General features: G+C 46.8%; 15 protein-coding genes. 8 read left to right on the top strand and 7 right to left on the bottom strand.

Annotated elements, in window-relative coordinates:
• Window positions 1-70: 70 nt before the first annotated feature.
• The 3 genes from ABT58_RS00960 to ABT58_RS23320 form a co-directional block, all read right to left on the bottom strand.
• Window positions 71-1,387, bottom strand: coding sequence for an HlyD family type I secretion periplasmic adaptor subunit (locus ABT58_RS00960; protein ID WP_047872466.1), 1,317 nt, complete (start codon window positions 1,385-1,387; stop codon window positions 71-73).
• Window positions 1,380-3,143 carry a type I secretion system permease/ATPase gene (locus tag ABT58_RS00955; protein WP_047872465.1) on the bottom strand — a complete coding sequence of 588 codons (1,764 nt, stop codon included), beginning with the start codon at window positions 3,141-3,143 and terminating at the stop codon, window positions 1,380-1,382. The genes ABT58_RS00960 and ABT58_RS00955 overlap by 8 nt, the downstream gene beginning before the upstream one ends.
• 162 nt (window positions 3,144-3,305) lie before the next feature.
• Window positions 3,306-5,207: a GGDEF domain-containing protein gene (locus ABT58_RS23320; RefSeq protein WP_158261739.1), complete on the bottom strand. Its 1,902-nt coding sequence runs from the start codon at window positions 5,205-5,207 to the stop codon at window positions 3,306-3,308.
• Between the two features lie 774 nt (window positions 5,208-5,981).
• Here ABT58_RS23320 and ABT58_RS00945 point away from each other — a divergent pair.
• Both ABT58_RS00945 and ABT58_RS00940 read left to right on the top strand, forming a co-directional pair.
• Window positions 5,982-7,496, top strand: coding sequence for a DUF3131 domain-containing protein (locus ABT58_RS00945; RefSeq protein WP_047872464.1), 1,515 nt, complete (start codon window positions 5,982-5,984; stop codon window positions 7,494-7,496).
• A gap of 347 nt (window positions 7,497-7,843) precedes the next feature.
• The gene (locus ABT58_RS00940; RefSeq protein WP_053062911.1) at window positions 7,844-8,650 is read left to right on the top strand and encodes a family 16 glycosylhydrolase; all 807 of its coding nucleotides are present in this window, start codon (window positions 7,844-7,846) and stop codon (window positions 8,648-8,650) included.
• 77 nt (window positions 8,651-8,727) lie between these two features.
• Here the strand turns inward: ABT58_RS00940 and ABT58_RS00935 are convergent, their stop codons facing one another.
• From ABT58_RS00935 to ABT58_RS00920, 4 genes are all read right to left on the bottom strand, one after another.
• Window positions 8,728-9,006, bottom strand: coding sequence for a hypothetical protein (locus ABT58_RS00935; protein WP_047872463.1), 279 nt, complete (start codon window positions 9,004-9,006; stop codon window positions 8,728-8,730).
• A 250-nt stretch (window positions 9,007-9,256) separates the two neighbouring features.
• Window positions 9,257-10,474, bottom strand: a complete 1,218-nt coding sequence (locus tag ABT58_RS00930) for a NupC/NupG family nucleoside CNT transporter (RefSeq protein WP_047872462.1) — start codon at window positions 10,472-10,474, stop codon at window positions 9,257-9,259.
• A gap of 287 nt (window positions 10,475-10,761) precedes the next feature.
• Window positions 10,762-11,682 (bottom strand): LysR family transcriptional regulator, encoded by a 921-nt coding sequence (locus ABT58_RS00925; protein ID WP_047872509.1) that lies wholly within the window; start codon window positions 11,680-11,682, stop codon window positions 10,762-10,764.
• Window positions 11,683-11,797: 115 nt separating this feature from the next.
• Window positions 11,798-13,426, bottom strand: coding sequence for a methyl-accepting chemotaxis protein (locus ABT58_RS00920; protein ID WP_047872461.1), 1,629 nt, complete (start codon window positions 13,424-13,426; stop codon window positions 11,798-11,800).
• A gap of 373 nt (window positions 13,427-13,799) precedes the next feature.
• On the opposite strand from ABT58_RS00920, the gene ABT58_RS00915 reads away from it, so the two are divergent.
• The 6 genes from ABT58_RS00915 to ABT58_RS00890 all read left to right on the top strand — a co-directional run bounded on the left by ABT58_RS00915 (window position 13,800) and on the right by ABT58_RS00890 (window position 20,019).
• The gene (locus ABT58_RS00915) at window positions 13,800-14,618 is read left to right on the top strand and encodes a phosphate ABC transporter substrate-binding protein (RefSeq protein ID WP_047872460.1); all 819 of its coding nucleotides are present in this window, start codon (window positions 13,800-13,802) and stop codon (window positions 14,616-14,618) included.
• A 110-nt stretch (window positions 14,619-14,728) separates the two neighbouring features.
• The gene (pstC, locus tag ABT58_RS00910) at window positions 14,729-15,640 is read left to right on the top strand and encodes a phosphate ABC transporter permease subunit PstC (RefSeq protein WP_047872459.1); all 912 of its coding nucleotides are present in this window, start codon (window positions 14,729-14,731) and stop codon (window positions 15,638-15,640) included.
• 5 nt (window positions 15,641-15,645) lie between these two features.
• The gene (gene pstA, locus ABT58_RS00905) at window positions 15,646-16,512 is read left to right on the top strand and encodes a phosphate ABC transporter permease PstA (protein WP_047872458.1); all 867 of its coding nucleotides are present in this window, start codon (window positions 15,646-15,648) and stop codon (window positions 16,510-16,512) included.
• 19 nt (window positions 16,513-16,531) lie between these two features.
• Window positions 16,532-17,281, top strand: coding sequence for a phosphate ABC transporter ATP-binding protein PstB (pstB, locus tag ABT58_RS00900; protein WP_047872457.1), 750 nt, complete (start codon window positions 16,532-16,534; stop codon window positions 17,279-17,281).
• 299 nt (window positions 17,282-17,580) lie between these two features.
• The gene (locus tag ABT58_RS00895; RefSeq protein ID WP_047872456.1) at window positions 17,581-19,263 is read left to right on the top strand and encodes a mechanosensitive ion channel domain-containing protein; all 1,683 of its coding nucleotides are present in this window, start codon (window positions 17,581-17,583) and stop codon (window positions 19,261-19,263) included.
• Window positions 19,264-19,575: 312 nt separating this feature from the next.
• Entirely contained in the window at window positions 19,576-20,019 is a 444-nt protein-coding gene (locus tag ABT58_RS00890) for an META domain-containing protein (RefSeq protein WP_308428545.1), read from the top strand.
• The last annotated feature ends 65 nt before the right edge of the window (window positions 20,020-20,084 follow it).

The following is a 20,084-nucleotide window of genomic DNA, read 5'->3' as shown; positions in this document are numbered from 1 at the left end:
AAATGAATCTGACTATGCCAAACTGACCCACCACAACATCTACGCTGTGGTTTTTTTCATTACTTTGTTACTACGTTTCTCTAAATGCGCGGTAATACGAGTTAAACAGCGGCGCCGTGAAGTACTCCCACAAGGTTTGCTGTTCAAGCAAAATAAACACTTCGGTTGGCATCCCCGGATACAATTTGATGGCATCCAGCGAGGCAATTTCTTGCTGATCTAACCGCACTTTCACCCAATAGCCTGAGGGTTGTTGCTCTCCCTTGGCATTAGCGAGATTTCCTCCCACACGATCTGCGGCTACATGAATCACCTCGCCTTTCACGGGCGGCGTGCGCCTGATGTTATAAGCGCTTAACCTTACCTTCGCCTGCAGGCCGTTATGCACCACATCAATGTCTTCAGGACTGACCAATGCTTCAACAATCAAATCGTCGCTGTCCGGGACGATTTCCATGATCACATCGCCAGCATTGACCACCCCACCCACCGTATGGACATTCAACCCAACAACCGTCCCCGTATGTTCACTGCGGATCGTCACACGTTCACGCACATCTTTCGCCGCTTTCAGTGACTGGTTCACATCACGCCATTGCGCATCCAACCCTGTCAGCTCAGCCGCCAATTGTTTTTCAATATCAAACAAGGTGGCAGCATATTCTTGCTCAAGCGCTTGTAATTGTCCGGCCAACACTTCTTTCTCGGCTTTTAACTCCGCCAGTTGTACATCTACGCCGGCCTGATGACGCTGCAATTCAAGCATCCGTGTTTTAGACACAAACCCTTTATCCAGTAGTTTTGCCGTCATTCGGATCTCTTGATTAACCAAACTTAATTGCCGTGTCACCGCTTTAAGCTGAAAACCCACACCGCGCAGCTGCTCGTCTAACACCAACTTGCGTTGTTGATACTGGTTTTCTTGTAAAGACAAACGCATCACTGCTTGTTGAAATTGCAATTGCTGTGCATTCAGGATGTTATTACGTTCAAGCTGCACATCAGGTGCATCATAGGCCGCCTGAAAAGCCGTCCAGTTAACGGTTGATGCGCCCTCTAATTCGGCCTGAATACGCAAACGTTGCGCTTGCAGAGCCATCGCTTTCAGGCGCAAACGGTGAAAATCGGATTCTGCTTTGCTGTTTGCCAATTCCAGTAACACATCTCCCACTTGCACATGCTGCCCTTCACGGACATGAATGGCTTTCACCCAGCCCCCTTGCAAGTGTTGGACTTTCTTACGCTGGGACTCCACCACTAAGGTACCCGGTGCAATCGTCGCCGCACTCAGCTTGGCTGTCATGGCCCAAAATAGAAAGCCTCCTACCGTCAGGGCAATAAACACACAACCAAATACAATAAGACTTCGAGTATTGAAGTTATCCATGCGTGGCATCCTTCTTCTTCGCAGAAACGGCTCTCTGCTTGGTCGAGCCCGTATTCACCGCAGGCAGATCACCCACCACTTCCGTGACATTACCCAGGAACTGATCGCACGTACCGGCTTTTTCAATTTTGCCGTCTTTCAATACGATAACCCAATCCATCTGACGCAAAAATCCCGGTCGATGACTGATCATAATGACCGTGATAGCGTGCTCTTTGCAGTACTGCAGGACAATGGCGAGTGCCACTTCCCCTTCGGGATCCAAATTGGAATTCGGTTCATCCAGCACCAATACGCTGGGGTTGGAAAATATCGCCCGTGCTAAACCGATACGCTGCTTCTGCCCACCAGACAGTTGAATACCGCCTTCACCTAAATAGGTGTCATATCCTTGCGGTAAAGAAATGATCAGCTCATGAATACAGGCTAACCGCGCGGCATGAACAATATCTTTCGCCTCTGCGCCCGAGAAACGGCAGATATTTTCGCCCACCGTGCCCGCCAACAGACCGACCTCTTGAGGTAAGTAACCAATTGACTGACCAAACTGGGCCTCTGGCCATAGTTCAATGGCGGCACCGTCAATTTTGATCGAGCCCATCGTGGGTTTATGGATCCCCATGATCAATGCCGCTAACGTCGATTTCCCGGAACCACTGTTACCCATAATGGCCAATGCGTTACCCGCACCTAATTTAAAACTGATATTTTGCAATACCGGTTCATTCCTATGCTGAAAACGCAAACCAACGTTGTGCAATAACAGTTCGCCTTTTGGAGCGGGGAGCGTTGTTTTGTTATCAGGCATTTGCTGAACGGGATATGCCTTCAACCGTTGATAAGCACGGTATGCACTTAACCACGTTTTCCAGCCCGTCACCGCTTGTTCAAACGGTGACAACACCCGCGCCATAATGATCGAACTGGCAATAATGGCACCGGCACCAAGGGCATTTTGCAATACCAGAACCACCCCGACGGTTAAAATGACCGCTTGTAACAGGGCTCGGAAATACCGGCTCACCGCCAGCAATTGCCCTGTTTTGGCATTCAGCGCCCACTGCATATTCAACAATTGAGTATTACGTTGGCTCCACAACCTGCCAATGCTGTCCGCCATCCCCATCGCGCTTAACGTCGGCGCATTACGCAAAAAATCATTCAGTTCCATGCTGGTTTTATTGCTTTGGACTTTCACCGCCTCAGTTTTATCTTTCGCGGTATACAGCATGGCAACCGCCAGCACGCAAAACAAAGCACTGCCGATACAGGCCACTAACCAGATATAAGGATGAAGTAAGAAAAGGATCAGGAGAAAAAGAGGAACCCAAGGAAGGTCAAAAATGGCCGATGTTGATGGGGTAACAAGCAGTTGCCGTAATTCCGTTAAATCTTGCAGCCCTTGCTTTTCAATACGGTTCTTTTGAGAGGAATGCCGAATACTGTCTGCTAACAGTTTCGCATTTAAGGCCACATCCAACTTTAAGCCTGAACGTTGCAGCAATAATGTTCTGACATGTTCAATCACAGCTTGTGCCGTCAACAAGCCAACAACAATCACAAACAGCGCCACCAAGGTATCCAGACTGCCACTGCCCAATACCCGGTCAAACAACTGCAAACTATAGATGGGGAGACTCAATACCAAAAAATTGATCGCTAAACTGAACAGCGCGACAAAGAAGATATCCCGTTTACAATCCTTTATTGCTGATATGTATGTTTGATCACCCAAAATGCCGCTCCACGTATCCATCCGCAATACATAAAGTATAGACAGGGATATCGATAAAAATAGGCAATCAGCAGGTGAATTTAGCGAATATTCATAAGGTTAAAGGCGGGATAATAAGCAAGAAAAACAGAAGAGCAGCAGAACGTGATCGTTCTGCTGCTTACTGAGAGAATTTTCGATATATCAGTCGGCGTAATGTAAATGCACGTATTGATCGCGCCCCTGCTCTTTGGCTTGATACAGCGCCTTATCGGCAATATTCATCAACGCATGACGTTTTTGCTCGGGCATCGCTTCACCACTGGCAATCCCGATACTTAAGGTAATTCTGTCACTGACATCAGACATCGCGTGCGCAATGTTCAACGCACCAATCGTCGGTTGGATACGGTTTTTCACTAACGTGGTCACGGCATCACCACTCATGCCCGGCAACACCATAATGAACTCTTCGCCGCCATATCGACCCACAAAGTCTCCCGGACGACAGCAACGTTGCAACGCTGCCGCCACGCGTTTTAATGCCTGATCGCCATCATGGTGACCATAATAGTCATTGAATCGCTTAAAATAGTCGATATCAATCATGATGATGGCACATGCCGATAACGTATCATCTTTACTGGTTTCCCACGTTTGCCACAACTGATCCAGCGCATGACGGTTTGCCACTGACGTCAAACCATCGGTAAAACTGATGGTTGCCAGAGATTTATTCAATTCAACAATCCGTCTGTTTTTGTACTTTAAGGTCACAGTGAATAGCACCATGCCGAACAACAACAGCAGAGATAACAATAAAGAGATCCTCGATGTTTCAGACTGGGACTGCAACTTCTGAATCCGCTCTTCTTTATTTTTTACGTCAAACTCACCATAGATATACTGTGAATACTGCGCGTTGTGATCGTCACGTTGCTCTTTGATGATTTGATTATTTTTCTCCAAGTAGGCAATGGTCTGCGCCCACTCCCCCAAGGCTTTATAACTCTTATAGAGACGCTCATTGATATCATCAATCAGGTAAAACACGCCGCGATGGTGGATAAAGGTTTCCGCCTGCTTATAATATTGCAAGGCTTGTTGGTGCTCACCCCGTCTTTGATAGATATCACCATACGTCATATTCATTTTTATATCGAAATGGTAAATCTTTCCTGCATAACCGCTTTTGAATCGGTCTTCCGCTATTTCAATGTGATGCAGTGCTGCCTCACTATCCCCTTGCCGAGATGTAAAATCCGCTTTAATCAGACTCAAATACGTCAGGTGGTTATCCTTTACATACTGGCGTTCAATCTTAGCGACTTCTTCTTCCGCTAATAGCAGATATTTTTCCGCCTGTACTAAATCACCACGAGACGAATGCGCCGTATACAACTGGTTGGCAATGTAGTAAATGGACTCACCACCCGGCTCATGCCCATCAATCTCATACCCGATGGCATCCGTTAAATATTTAATGGCATTGGTGGTATCGCCCATAAACAGATAATCAATACCGATATCCGTTAAGATATGGATCACGTCTTCATGAAGCTGCTTATCCATATACAATTCGAGGGCTTTAATTTTGTAGTTAATCCCTTCTACAATCCGCTTACCGTTCCAGTAATTCAATCCCAGCGTGTAATAGACATGCTCAATCTTTTCATAATGTGTTGATTCTGCCAGCGCCAGTGTCTTTTCTGTTTGCTGAATTGCCAATTCAGCGCCACGTTCTGAATGTGACAGGTCGTAAGCACGAGCCAATAGTATTGGAATCAACAAGTTCACATTGGATGTGCCATCATAATATTGTTCAACTTTTGAAAAGCTTTCTTTCGATAACGTCACCAACTTCAAGTGCAGTTGTACGTAGCTGAACTCATAATGATAGCGGGCAAGGATATCCACGCTCATTGCCTCATCGATATACCGATTGGCTTGATTAAGATAGGCTAAGGCTAAAGGATAATTCGCTTTGTTCGATTCACCATAGGCTTTGATGAAATAGCTAAAGAAACGAACGGTATGATTCTCATCCTTAAACCAATCATTGTCATCGATAACCGTAATAATATCGCTATAACTTCCCTTTCGCATTGTCGGGTTCTGATTGATTATCCCCGTAAATACCGTCAATAATTCCTTTGGAACATCATCATAAGAAAACGCAACCTGAACAACCTCTTCATTCTTTTGAGGTATATATTTGTAGCGTGCAGCACCTAGCAAAACAGTGATCATCATCACTGTTAAAATGAGCATTTTTTTGCGAATTGTCATTGTTATATTAGCTATAAGTATTTTTCTTCAACCATCAATATTACGTATCAACAAGAAAAATATAATTGTTTGTTATCGATGATTTAAAAGCTTCCATGTTCAGATGCCGATAATAATTTATGCATTTAATAAATTGAAGTAATTATCGACATTTTTATCAACATGAACCACCTGCTACAGTGGGTTAACAAACAAACATAATAATCACAACATAATGTGATGTTACTTCAAAAGTACACAGATCAAATGAGGCAATAATAACCGATTTGGAGTTTCGTCTTTTCCTGTTGAACAAAGAAAACAATAAGATTGAGATATGGAATATGTCTGTCTTTTATCAATGGTTTGTATTGAAGCCCCATTAAAGATATAAACAATAACTAATTTGATATTCTTCACATTCTCATCGGGCATTTTTGCAATTTCTCAAAGGAATGGGGTTTTTAATGATAATGGTCACACGTTTAGACGTCCTTTCATCATTTCATTCTACCGTGTCTAAGAATTGATGCATGCCTTGACGGCGTTATACCTTTATAACACTATAATTCATACGTTAACCGACTGTTTTACCACCCTATCGGAGTATCAATGGCTGAAGGATCGCGCCATTATTCATACCATCATCTCGGCTTGTTTCTGCTTTCCTTGCTATGCAGTCTATTCGCTTGGGGTGAAGTGCCTGAAGGTCGCCAGCCAGCTACTGTGATCGCCAATAAGGTCAATAGCGCATCGGATGCGCCCAGTTTTTATGGCCATCGCACCATTAAACAGCAGCCACTCAAAGAGGTACCTGCGCCTATTGAATTTCAGCGCCGCGCTATTGCGCCACCGATCATCGAAGAAGCGGAAATGCTGAAAATTGAGGAAGCGAACCTTAATCACGCCACCTTGTCCGTTTCACCCGATGATGTCCCCCTTAAACAAGACACACTGCCGCGTATCACGCTCAGTCGAGATGAACAACTGCTTGCCAAAAAAGCCCAATACTACATTGATAGAAATTGGCAGGATAAAACCGGGTTCATTGACTCTGTACAAGGCTATCCGCATAGCACCATGTGGGACGTAGCCAGTGGGTTATCTGCTCTACTCGCCTTAGAAGGCCTCGGGTTATACAGCACCGAACAAACCGATAGTAAGATTGCCCGAACCCTGAAAACCCTTTTTACCTTCCCGCTGTATGATCAGCGCCTGCCCAACCGTGAATACAACACACACACCGGATTGCCGTCAGGGCGACTCAGTGATAAAGCCCGCAATGGTAACGGTTGGTCTGCATTAGATATTGGTCGGTTGCTGATTTGGCTGGAAATTACCTCTCGACATAAGCCACACTTTAAGCCGGATATTGACCGCATTTTATCGCACTGGCAGTTAGCTGATGCTATTCACCAACAAACTCTATACGGTGAGCTTTATACGGGGAAAAAGCGCTATTACCGCCAAGAAGGCCGCTTAGGGTATCTGCAATATACCGCACAGGGATTTGAAATGGCAGGTTTTGGGGTGGATAACGCGTACTCCCAAGCGGATACCCGTTCGGCTAAGCTGGATGGCCACACGGTGTTTATTGACGAGCGTAACCTGCCCTATTTCACGTCTGATCCTTATGTGCTCAATGCCGTTGAATTAGGCCGTAAAGGCGATTGGTGGGATCAGTTGGATACGCTGTTTGCCTTACATAAAGCACACTCAGCACAGCAGCAATCTCTCTGGGTGTTTGCAGAAGATGCGCTGAACCATGTGCCGTGGTTCGCCTATAACAATATCTTTATCTATGGCCGAGCGTGGCTCAGTACCGCACCAGGCGGGAAGCCGATCGAAAATCCGCAAATTTTCAGCAACAAGATGGCACTAGGGTTTAGCGTGTTATATCCCGATGATCCCTTTGGTCAACAACTGCACCAGCAAGTCATTGCAAACAGCCTGCATTACCGCGCAGTACCCACCGGCGTATTGCGTAATGATGCCCCCAATCTGGCTTTCAATATCAATACCAACGCTTTCGTGCTCTCCGCACTGTGGTATAAACACCGCAATTATCTGCCTTTGTTCTTCACAAAGCCGCTGTCAATCATGCCATCACAAGCTTTGGCGCAATAGTTTATATCCCCAAAGTCATCACCACGAGTGCATGATCTCGAATTCATCGCCCCAAGTTCATCAGGCCACGTGACACACGTACCAATAGCGCGCCATCCTGCCCACCAGTTAACGGGTTTCATGGTATTGCATAAAAATGAATACCCCTTCTCAAACGATGGTTTTATTTGCCCCCTCCCCCCTCAAATTTTTTCATTTTGCTAAGATCAATTAGACAAGCCTGTACGCTTTATTTGCAGAATACAAATCTGTCTCATTGTTGCTACATCATTGAGCCGATCTGCCAAACCTTGACTGCTAACTTAGTAATCACACATTTGCATATTGCTTGTCAGGGAAAGTCAGCCATGAAGAAACCACACCGATTATCCACACTCCTTATTGCCATTCTCAGCGCGTACAGCGGAGCCGTTATGAGCGAAAACCTCAATTTCGATGATCCCATGACGACGCTTAATTCTGCGCTTTGGTGGAAAGCAGATGGATGGAGTAATGGGTTCCCCTTTTTAAGCCGTTGGGAGGGAGAGTCTGTCACGTTTGATGCATCTGGCATGCAGTTGCATCTTGTGCATGACCCGATACCGGAGAGTCACTTGGCCTATCGGTCCGGGGAGATACGGACACACGGCTATTATGACTATGGGTGTTTTGAAGCGGAGATTAAAGCCATCAATGCGCCAGGCGTTATCACTTCATTCTTCTTATTTGCAGGCCCCTACGATACGCCACCGGGCGGGAATGGCCGACACAATGAAATCGATATTGAGTTTCTCGGCCACAATACCAATTTGCTGCAAGTGAACTATTGGACCAACGACGATAATTATCAGTATTCCAATGAGCGGATTATCTTTTTAGATTTTGATGCATCTGAAGACTTTCATCACTACAGCATCAAATGGACGGCAGATGCCATCCGTTGGTATATCGATAGAGAGTTGGTGTATATGGTGCATCAAAATACGACATCACCGATCCCCAGCGCAGCAGACAGCCATTTACGCATTATGGCCAATGTCTGGGCAACCGATCCGGCGATTGCTAATTGGGCAGGACACTTTGATGAAGCCAGTCAAAACAATTACCACGCCAACTACCGCAACATCCGGTTTACGGCAGGGAACGATTGTGTCCTCTCGCCACCGGCTGAGTAACGCTTGATGCGATAAGCCACTCATCTTTACGGCTACACGCTTTGCTTTGAATATCAGCACCTTTGATGACTCGCGGATCAATACCGTTTGATCCGCACCACTTTCATGTATTCGATCTCAAAGCCCGCAATCACTTCCGTGGCAGGGTAATACGTCATGTTCACCTTCGCCCCTTTTAAGCTCTGGTATTTTTTCTGACGTTTGAACTTAAACGGTGCATCTACGCCTGCAATCATCAGGGTATGAAGGATCCAACCGCCATCAACACGCTGGGTATGGGACACCACAGACAGTCCCTCGGAATGCACCAATTGTGCGTGCGCATTCAGTAGCTTATCAACATCGGTTTTTTTCACAGATGTATCCCAGTATTAAAAATAAGACAACGGGTAATATCTTATCTCACTAAGATTACCTTGTCCTTAGGTCTTACCCAAGTAAGCAAAACGGTCGATATCTGCTGTTGTCATATCCGGCGATATCCCTATGCGCTTTTCAGCGCTATAAACAAAAACAGAGTGCCGAAGCACTCTGTTTTTTATGTCATTCTTTTATTTACTTGCCTGTGTTTGCGCGTCTTACCACGCTCAACAAGATAACAAGCGATTAGAAAGACAGGAATACGCCCGCAATGGTTGCGCTCATTAGGTTAGCCAATGTCGCGGCAAAAATCGCTTTAAAGCCAAGGCGTGCAATGTCTGGACGGCGGCTTGGTACCACACCACCCAGGCCACCCATCAACATAGCAATCGATGTTAGGTTAGCAAAGCCACACAGTGCGAACGTCACAATCGCTTGAGAGTGTGCACTTAGCTGATCTTTCACTGCCATCAGGTCAGCAAAAGCAACGAATTCGTTTACGGCAATTTTCTTACCAATCAGGCTTGCTGCAACAGTTGCTTCAGACCATGGCACACCAATCAGCCATGCCACTGGCGCAAACAAGTAACCAAAGATCAGCTCAAGGCTCAGATTATCCATGCCCAACCATGTACCCACATGGCCAAGACCACCGTTAATCAGGGCGATCAAGCTGATCACTGCCAGCAAGCTCGCACCCACTGCCATCACGATTTGCAGACCGCTCAATGCACCTTGGGTTGCGGCATCGATGATATTAACCGGTGCGTTTTCATCTTCAACGTCGTCTTCTTGTGCATCATCGATCTGCTCAGTTTGTGGCACGAGGATTTTTGCCATCATCAAACCTGCAGGTGCAGACATAAAGCTTGCTGCGATCAAGTAGCTGATTTCCACACCCAGACCGGCATAACCCACCAGCGTACCACCGGCTACAGATGCCAAACCACCTACCATGACGGCAAATAGCTCTGAACGGCTCATTTTCTCAAGGTAAGGACGCACCACCAACGGTGCTTCTACTGAACCCACAAAGATGTTAGCTGTTGCAGACATTGATTCCGTACGGGTTGTACCCAATACGCGTTGCAGCAGACCACCGATAGTACGGATCACAAAACCCATTACGCCAAGGTAGTAAAGCACAGAGATCAATGCTGAGAAGAAAACGATGGTAGGCAGTACGTTAACTGCAAAAATGAAGCCCAGCTTAAATTGTGCAAGTTGACCGAACAGGAACTCAGTACCGATACGACCGTAGTCGATGATGCCTGAAACCCCTGATGACACGCTGTTTAAGATCTCACGACCCACAGGGACATAAAGGATGAAACCGGCGAAAATCAATTGAATTGCAAACGCACCACCCACGGTACGCCAATTAATTTGACGACGATTTTCAGAAAAAAGTACTGCAACCGCAAAAAGCGTAATCACGCCTAGCGCACTGACCAGATAATTCACGGTCAAACTCCACAAAATTGTTAGTAAACGATTGCGGAGGCATTCTATGCATATTCAAAACCGTGACAAGGATCATGTTGTTACACCTATTTACAGTTTTTCTACATCAAGGCGGGATATGGCGTATTCTTCAACGAATACGCCCCAAAATGTGAGATTGGTTCAAATACGGGATACAGTTGTCACGGAGAGTGATAATGGTCACAGAATTTCACGCAAATGACACAGGTAAACGTTATCGCCATGATTAAATTCCATACAGCGATAACATTTGATACCTAATTGGATTACTTGAGCACTTTGTCCCAGTAAACGGGCTCACCAATGTGGTGACGAATGAACTCTAAAAACGCCTGCACTTTTTTAGGCAGGAATTTGTGTCGTGGGTAAACCGCATAAAGAGGCATGTATTGAGACAGCGTCCAATCCGGCATTAACCGCACCAATCGCCCCTCTTGAAACTCTTTGTCTAACAGGTAGGTTGCCAAGTACCCCACCCCGTGCCCGGACACGGTGGCATCTAAAATAGCGTCTGCCGAATCCACCCGAAAATTACCGGTCACTTTGACATTGAGGGAAGACTCCCCCTGACGGAAGCTCCACAGGTTGTCTTTTCGCTCCCGGCTGTAATAGGTAATGCAGTTATGCTGCGCGAGATCGTCCGGATGATAAGGCACACCGTGTTTGGCCAGATAATCCGGACTGGCCGCCAGCACGAAATGGCAATCAGCCAGATGGCGCGCCACAAACCCTTCCGGCGGCGAATCGGTCATCCCAATCCACAGATCCAATTGCTCGGCGATCAAATCCACACGGTGATCAAACAAACTCATTTCCACATCTAACTGCGGATATTGCTGATGGAAGTCTCCCAAATAAGGAGAGATATGGTGACGCGCGAAAGATTGCGCACTGCCCACGCGCAATAACCCTTGCATGTTATCGCTGCTTTGCAGTAACTCACTTTCTGCTTCGTTAATTTCATCAACCATATTGGCGCAGTGAACGGCAAACCGCTCGCCGGCTTCCGTTAAGGCAAACGAGCGGGTGGTGCGTTGCACTAACTGCACGCCAAGCCGCTCTTCAAGTTGCTGGATTTGTTTACTGACCTGGGTACGGGAAATATCAAGAAGTTGGGCAGCTTTGGTAAAACTACGTTGGTGGATTAAGGCGTTATACACCACCATTTGTTGGGCTTTTTTTATCATCATCGGCCGTTTTATTTGTCGCTCTTAAGGCCATCATAACGCATTTCCTGTCATCGCGACCAAAAGAAAAGGGCCTTCCGAAGAAGACCCTTTATCATCTTTTGTTTAAGCTCACTTACAGCTTAAAGAATGACAGCTGTTGTTTCTGCTGCTCTGCCAAACGAGATAGCTCATTACTTGCCATCGCGCTCTGGCTGATACCGGCAACGTTCTGATTGATGATTTCAGACATGTTGCTGACATTACGGTTAATGTCTTGCGTCACCTGAGACTGCTGCTCAGCGGCGGTTGCCACTTGAGTGTTCATGTCACTGATTTGCAGTACAGACTCTGTGATACCCACCAGCGCGTCATTGGCCTGGCTCGCCAGCTGCTGGTTACGATCCAGCATTTCAAGGCTCGCTTGCATGCTGTCGTTCGCATTGTTGGACTGCGATTGCAACTCTTCAATGATGGACTGAATTTCTTGTGTCGAAGACTGCGTACGCGCCGCCAGCATACGGACTTCATCGGCGACCACTGCAAAGCCACGGCCAGACTCACCGGCACGAGCCGCTTCAATCGCGGCGTTCAGCGCCAACAGGTTGGTCTGCTCTGAAATACCACGGATCACTTCAATCACTTTGCTGATTTGCTCAGACTGATCACGCAGACGTGTTACCACGTTTGCCGCTTCAGACAAGGTTTCAGACATCTGCACGCTGGCTGCGCTGCTTTCTTCAAAGATATCCAAGCCCTGACGTGCCAGCGCATCGGTCTGCTTCGCGGTCTCATCTGCCGCTGTGGCGTTATCACTCACATTATCAGCCGTGCTCGATAGTTCGTTCACCGCAGACGCCACTTGATCAATCTCGTTCTGCTCAGACTGTGCATTGGCTTCAGACTGAGTCATCACTGCCGCTAACTCTGTAGCCGCTGATGCCACGTCTTCACTGATGCGGATCATTGAATCAACCGTTGTGCTTAGCTGCTGAACCGTGTTGTTCACATGGCCGCTTAGCTGTGCCATTTCATTGGTACCGTCTTGTTCCGCACGTACCGTCAGGTTACCTGCCGCCACCGCCTGCATCACTTGCTGCAGTTTCAAAATAGGATTAACAATCAGGCCAGATAACCACCATGCCATAAAGGTGACCGCAACAAACAGTGCGCAAATCACCATGGTCGCCATCGACATCACAGCGGCATTATCTTTCGTGCTTTGGTCAAGTTCACGGTTTGACACTTCATTCACTTGCTGAGACAGCTGATTAATCGCCGTCACCATGTCATTACCCACGCTGCGGTATTGATTGGTGAAGTTAGTGAACTCTGCGCTGGTTGCTTCACCGCGCTGGTAGCGCTCAAAAAACGTCACTGCACGCTTAGAGTAATCAATATAAGCATCAATGGTTTTACCCACTTGCTGGGCATAAGTGCGGAATGCCGGCTCTTGTTCCATGATCTGAACATCATTACGCAGCGCTGAAGTCGCGGCGGTCAGTTCATTCATAAAACTGGTACGACGGTTCGCGTCATAAATCGCGTACACCGCACTGATACGTAGGGGATAAACACGATCGCTGATCTGCGCCAATGTATCTTTATAAGTGATTAACTGTTCGGTCGTTGTTGAAACAGACTGTTGTTCTTCAACCAGTTTGCTCTTAGTGGTCAATAGTGCAGCAAACAACACCACCACCATTAGCATCACAGGCATCAATACCTGAAAGCGAATAGAAATGTTTTTTAATGAAAAGTGCATGATAGTCTCAAAAGAGTAATGTTTTTTGTCGCTTCCATGCGTCTGTTTGGCGTGTATTTCCGGTGTAAGAATATAGATCTTGATCGCAAAAATGTCTACATATAAACACAGTGTTATCAATAAGATAGGGTAACAATTCGTGTCAACTTTCACTATTGTTAACGCCATTTTTTTGACTTCGAATTAAATATCTTTACATATCATGCATATAGAGAATGCCCATTTATAAATTGATGCTTTATTGGTCATAAATATAGGGCGTCATAGAGTGTTCAAACTTCTGAAACATGATTGTCATATTCCTTCCCTAATCTTTGCCTCGTTCATTCAAAACCTAATGGCAATGTAGCCAAACTATTTAAGGATTAGGAAAATGAAAACACAGGTTATTGGTGCACTAGCCCTAGCAGGTTCAATGGTATTCAACCCAGCTGTCGCGAACGAGACAGTGTCTGTTGTAGGTTCGAGCTCCGTATCCCCTATCATGGAAGTGTTGGGTGAGACCTATGCAAAATCACACGATGTGACTGTTGAGGTACAAGGCCCTGGCTCTTCTGCGGGTGTACGTGCTGCCCACGACGGTTCATCAGACCTAGGCATGAGCTCTCGTGAACTGAAAGACTCTGAAAAAGCCGACAACATCAAAGAAGTAGTTATCGCGCGTGACGGCATCGCCGTTGTCGTTCATAACAACAACCCTGTGACTGACCTTTCTAAAGAAGAAGTAGCAAAAATCTACAAAGGCGAAATCACTAACTGGAAACAAGTCGGTGGTGATGACAAGCCAATCGTTGTGGCAACCCGCGATACCGCATCAGGCACACGCGGTGCTTTTGAAGACATCATGAGCCTGAAGAAGAAAATCAACGGCATCAAAGTGTCAGCCATTTCTCAGCGTGCACAAGTAGCAAGCGGTAATGGCCAGCTAAAAACTATCGTTGCCAACAACCCATTTGCTATCGGTTACATCTCGCTAGGCTCTGTTGACGGTTCTGTTAAGCCGCTGTCTATCGACAACCACAAGCCTTCTATTGCAGCGATTAAAGCCGGTGAGTACAGCGTACAGCGTCCATTCCTTGTGGTTTACAAAGATGGCCGTCCATCACAAGCTGCGCTTGACTTCCTGACATGGGTGAAAGGCCCAGAAGGTCAGAAAATCGTTGCAGACAAAGGCTTCATCACTGTTAAGTAAGTTATTTTTCCGGTCATCGTCAGGTGACGGTGACCGGCTTTTATTTTGATTCCTTGGTATTGGATTTAACAGGATTACCCCTTGGTTTCCCGATATCTGGAGTAAGAACTATGACCATCGCGAATAATATTGCTACTTCATCGAAAAGCACGTCGCTAAAAGCCAAAGATAAAATTGATTGGCGCGAACTGTTTTTCAAGTACCTATTCCTTTCGAGTGCCGCACTCGGCATTCTGTCTCTGATTTTAATCGGTTACTTCATCTTCCGTGAAGGCTATGCCGCCTTTGAGCACGCTGGCGTAAGCGCCATTGTGTTTGGCCAAGACTGGCTGCCACCTGCCCTTTACGGTATTGCGCCAATGATTGTGGCCTCTATCGTCTCTACCGCCGGTGCGGTGGTGATTGGTGTACCGGTTGGCGTACTGACCGCTATTTTCATCGCGGAAGTCGCACCGAAGCGTCTGGCAAGCATCATCCGCCCGATGATTGAACTGCTGGCAGGTATCCCTTCTGTGGTATACGGCTTCTTTGGCTTGGTGATCATCGTGCCATTGATTCAGGACGTGTTTAACGTACCGGCCGGTAACACCGTACTAGCAGGTATCGTCGTACTGGCAGTGATGATTCTGCCAACCGTTATCACCGTATCAGAAACCTCTATCCGTGCCGTGCCACGCAGCTACAAAGAAGGCTCTTATGCCCTTGGCGCGTCACAGATGTTTACGATTTTTAAACTCCTTGTTCCAGCTGCTCGCTCCGGCATCATGACAGGTGTGATCCTGGGTGTGGCACGTGCACTGGGTGAGACCATGGCCATCATCATGGTAATGGGTAACTCACCTGCCATGCCTGAAGGTATTTTGGAATCTGCCCGTACGCTAACGGCGAACATTGCGATTGAAATGTCGTACGCCACCGGCCTACACGCAAGTGCCCTTTACGCTACAGGTATTGTACTGCTCGTGTTCATCATGATGCTAAACGCCGTCCTTCTGTATCTAAACCGTGAGCGTGCGAGGTAATCACCATGGCTCTACAAGGAACAAATACCGCTAAGCAGCAAATGAAAGATAAAATTTCAACCGCCCTGATTTGGGGTGCTGCGACAATTACCGTTGGTTTTCTCGTGTGGGTGGTGTGGTACATCCTGAGCAACGGACTTTCTCATGTGAATTGGTCATTCATTACCAGCGCCTACACCACCATTGGTGAAGAATCGGGTATCTGGCCGATGATCGTCTCTACCCTGTACATGGTTGCCGCGTCTATCGGTGTGGCGGCTCCACTGGGTATCATGACAGCGATTTACCTGACGGAGTACGCCAAAGTCGGCAGCCGTCTGGTCAAAGTGATTCGCTTCTGTACCGAATCACTCGCGGGTATTCCGTCAATTATTTACGGTCTATTCGGTATGACATTCTTCGTCGTGGTGATGGGCTTTGGTTACTCGATTCTGTCAGGGGCACTGACACTGAGTATCCTGATCCTACCGGTGATTATCCGTACCACAGAAGAAGCATTGATGGCGGTACCACAAACCTACCGTGAAGGTTCATACGGTTTGGGTGCGTCAAAGATTTACACCATCTGGCGTTTGATTTTGCCAAGTGCAATGCCAGGGATTGTAACGTCCATTATCCTCAGCGTCGGTCGTGTTATTGGTGAATCAGCACCGGTATTCATGACAGCAGGCATGGTTGCCCGTATTCCAGAGAGCATGTTTGACTCTGGCCGTACGTTAACCGTTCACCTGTATAAGTTAACGCAAGAGCTTTACACCATTCACGAATGGAACCAGGCCTACGCAACGGCCACCATCCTGATTGTTGTTGTCCTTGTGATTAACCTGATTACCAAACTGATTGCTAGCCGATTCAATACTGCGACTTACTGATTTTTGAGGAAGAGAAACCATGAACAAATTTAATATCGAAAACCTAGATCTTTACTACGGCAACAACCAAGCACTGAAGTCAATTTGTCTGCCAATCCCAAACCGTCAGGTGACGGCACTGATTGGCCCATCAGGCTGTGGTAAATCGACCCTGTTGCGCTGCTTGAACCGCATGAACGACCTGATTGAAGGCGTAAAAATCAACGGTAAGCTGACCATGGACGATCAGGATGTGTACGGCAATATCGATGTGGCGCAGCTGCGTATTAAAGTGGGGATGGTATTCCAGAAGCCGAACCCGTTCCCGATGAGCATCTACGAAAACGTAGCTTACGGCCTGCGTGCACAAGGTGTGACAGATAAAAAGCAACTGGATGAAGTGGTTGAGCAGTCACTGCGTGGCGCAGCCCTATGGGACGAAGTGAAAGACCGTCTGAAATCACACGCATTTGGTCTGTCAGGTGGTCAGCAGCAGCGTCTGTGTATTGCCCGTACCATCGCGATGCAGCCAGAAGTGATCCTGATGGATGAACCAACCTCTGCCCTTGACCCGATTGCGACCAAGAAAATTGAAGATTTGATGGAGTCACTGAAAAAAGACTTCACCATCGTTATCGTCACCCACTCCATGCAGCAAGCGCGTCGTATTTCAGACCGTACTGCTTTCTTCCTGATGGGTGAACTGGTTGAGCACGATGACACACAAGTGCTGTTCAACAACCCACGTGATGATCGCACCCGTGGTTACGTGAACGGTGACTTTGGTTAATCCAGATTATAACAACTGAATTCCACACAATAAGACCTTCCTCAATGTCTTATATCGCGTGAAACGAATAATAACAGCGATGGTAAAATTTGCCCCCACAGGTTGGGGGCCTTTTTTTATCTGCCAATTGCCCTTCCTTTCTTTGTCGTCACATCTGCGCATACCCCATTACCACACTGAATTTGCGGTTATTTCTTTTTCATTTTGCTTGCCCAGTCACCAAATAATCCTCTCTGACAAAATCGGAATTCACTACAATTAGTGTTTATTCTGTCAGTGTCAGTCGTAGAGGTATAACAATGCGCTGGTCGTTACTTTTCCTACTCTTTTTCAGTTTTCATCTTTATGCCGAATCGGCGCCGCCTGCAGATCCATCAACAGCTACCGAAGCCGTTGAAGAAACCGTGACGCTCACGCCGTCAGAAAAAATCATCAACACCATTGATACACTCGATGACGATCTCAAAGTCTTAGCCAAACAAGCGGCCGGCAAAACCGGCACGGCCAAGAATGTCATTGATATGCAGATGCTGAAGAAAAACGATGAAATTCGTGCCGAGGTACAATCGTTACTCAATCAGTATGACGAAGAACAAAAGCCACTGGTGATCAAGCTCGTCAATGAACAAGTGGCTTATTTAAAATCCGCCATTGATTTTTTATATAAGCAGCTTACCGCTCAGCAGGAAGAAATCGATAAAGCCGATCCTGAACAAAAGCTGCTGATGCAAAAATCCTTGCAGGAAACCACCGGGCTATACCACAAGATGCTCAAAGAGCAGTGGATTAACTTCCGCTGGTTAGACCGCCTTGGCGTACCCAAGCCTAAGGAAGCCGCAGCATTAGTCGAAAGTGTTCGCCAGCGCTTGGACTTTATGTCAGCCATGCTGAGTTTTGACAGCCAGCAAGAAGAAACATTGTCAGGCCAGCTCAAAGCCGCTGCCGAAGGTGAAAAAGCCACCTTACAGCTGCAACAAATTCTGGCGCAACGTAAGGTCGAAAACGATATTGAGGCGGTGCAATACCTCGCAGATCTCGGTAAAGAAATGGGATTGGAAACCACCGACTACACCAAGCAGCTGTTTGAAACCACGGGTAACCTGACCAACGAACTGCTCAACGTCAAAGTGATCATTTCAATCTTGTCGGGCTGGTTTGACAACATCAAATCCTGGTTGCTTGAAAACACCCCGCAGATGTTGTTCAAGTTGTTCATTTTCTTATTGATTGTCTTTATCTTTAAGATTTTGAAAAACATCACGCGTCAAATCGTAACCCGCGCCGTCTCCTCTCCGACCCTGCGCATGTCGCAGTTGATGAAAGACTTCTTCATCTCGATCACCGGTAACGTGGTGCTGTGTATTGGTCTGCTGTTTGCCCTCGCGCAAGTCGGCTTAGATCTCACCCCTATCCTGACCGGTTTCGGGGTTGCCGGTGTCATCATCGGTTTCGCGTTACAAGATACCCTGTCTAACTTTGCCTCTGGCATGATGCTGCTGATTTACCGCCCGTTTGATGTGGATGACTTTGTTGAAGCCGGTGGCACCTCCGGCAAGGTAAGCCACATGAGCTTAGTCAGCACCACGATCAAAACCTTTGATAACCAAATTTTGATTGTGCCAAACAGCAAGATTTGGGGCGATACCATTAAAAACATCACACACGAACGCGTACGCCGAGTCGATATGGTGTTTGGGATTGGTTACAGCGATGACGTTGAAAAAGCCGAGAAAGTGCTGCACGACATTGTTGCTGAGCATCCAATGGTATTGCGCTCCCCTGAAGCCATGATCAAGCTACACGTGCTTAACACCTCATCGGTGGATTTCATTGTGCGCCCTTGGGTAAAAACCGAAGACTACTGGGATGTGTATTGGGATGTTACCCGCGAAGTGAAAATGCGCTTTGATCGCGAAGGGATCTCGATTCCGTTCCCTCAGCAAGACATTCACATTATCAGTATGCCGGAGAAGAAAGCGTAAACAATATCCATACGCTTTTACTATCGCACGGTTATTTTCACAGGGCTGCTCGTTCAGCCCTGTGTTTTTAATAAAACGTTTGATATGAAACCTGTATAGGTCCCAGTTTTCATTCTTATTCACACAGGCATGACATTACAGACCAATATTTCTATTTCTTCTTTTGTTATCCTGCGATATATTTGCTTGTAAGCAATAAAAAACAACGTGCAATTGTGCTTCGCTCAACGATTCGTCGATATGATGCACAAGTGCATTGGATTTCTGTCTTGATGCAGAAACCACACACCGAAGCCACTTTTTGGGAATATAATGATGAAGAAACGTTTTCTTGCCGCGCTAGTACTACCAATGATGCTAGCAGCTTGTGCATCTAACGACAGCAACAACGAACAGGCACAGACGATGACAAACCAAACTGATATCGCTGCACAAAACTGGGTACTGACTAAGATTGACAACCAAGCAATCTCTACAGAAGCAGTAGCGCCAAACCTAATGCTGTCTGAAGACCTAAACGCGAACGGTAACGCAGGTTGTAACCGTTTCTTCGGTCAGGCAGAGCTTAAAGACGGTAACCTACGCATTGAGAAAATGGGTCTGACTATGATGGCTTGTCAGGGTCCTGGTATGGAAATGGAAACGGTTGTAAGCAAAACGCTAATGGACTGGAGCGCAGCGAGCGTTTCTGGCGACGAGCTAACACTAAAAGGTCAGGCACACAGCCTAACTTTCACTCGCGCTGACGCAGAGTAATTCTCCCTCTACCGGGATGTATTGACTCACCGTCATCACGAAAAACGCCTGCGTCATGCAGGCGT

Origin of the sequence: Photobacterium aphoticum, assembly GCF_001029435.1 — a bacterium.
Lineage (GTDB): Bacteria > Pseudomonadota > Gammaproteobacteria > Enterobacterales > Vibrionaceae > Photobacterium > Photobacterium aphoticum.
Note: the sequence above shows the minus strand (reverse complement) of the source record. Positions and strands in the feature narration are given on the sequence as shown.

What these genes read in the sequence shown, in the direction of transcription:
- ABT58_RS00960 (WP_047872466.1), bottom strand. Translation starts at nt 1,387, where the DNA reads ATGGATAACTTCAATACTCGAAGTCTTATTGTATTTGGTTGTGTGTTT.
- ABT58_RS00955 (WP_047872465.1), bottom strand. Translation starts at nt 3,143, where the DNA reads ATGGATACGTGGAGCGGCATTTTGGGTGATCAAACATACATATCAGCA.
- ABT58_RS23320 (WP_158261739.1), bottom strand. Translation starts at nt 5,207, where the DNA reads ATGCGAAAGGGAAGTTATAGCGATATTATTACGGTTATCGATGACAAT.
- ABT58_RS00945 (WP_047872464.1), top strand. Translation starts at nt 5,982, where the DNA reads ATGGCTGAAGGATCGCGCCATTATTCATACCATCATCTCGGCTTGTTT.
- ABT58_RS00940 (WP_053062911.1), top strand. Translation starts at nt 7,844, where the DNA reads ATGAAGAAACCACACCGATTATCCACACTCCTTATTGCCATTCTCAGC.
- ABT58_RS00925 (WP_047872509.1), bottom strand. Translation starts at nt 11,682, where the DNA reads ATGATAAAAAAAGCCCAACAAATGGTGGTGTATAACGCCTTAATCCAC.
- ABT58_RS00920 (WP_047872461.1), bottom strand. Translation starts at nt 13,426, where the DNA reads ATGCACTTTTCATTAAAAAACATTTCTATTCGCTTTCAGGTATTGATG.
- ABT58_RS00915 (WP_047872460.1), top strand. Translation starts at nt 13,800, where the DNA reads ATGAAAACACAGGTTATTGGTGCACTAGCCCTAGCAGGTTCAATGGTA.
- pstC (WP_047872459.1), top strand. Translation starts at nt 14,729, where the DNA reads ATGACCATCGCGAATAATATTGCTACTTCATCGAAAAGCACGTCGCTA.
- pstA (WP_047872458.1), top strand. Translation starts at nt 15,646, where the DNA reads ATGGCTCTACAAGGAACAAATACCGCTAAGCAGCAAATGAAAGATAAA.
- pstB (WP_047872457.1), top strand. Translation starts at nt 16,532, where the DNA reads ATGAACAAATTTAATATCGAAAACCTAGATCTTTACTACGGCAACAAC.
- ABT58_RS00895 (WP_047872456.1), top strand. Translation starts at nt 17,581, where the DNA reads ATGCGCTGGTCGTTACTTTTCCTACTCTTTTTCAGTTTTCATCTTTAT.
- ABT58_RS00890 (WP_308428545.1), top strand. Translation starts at nt 19,576, where the DNA reads ATGATGAAGAAACGTTTTCTTGCCGCGCTAGTACTACCAATGATGCTA.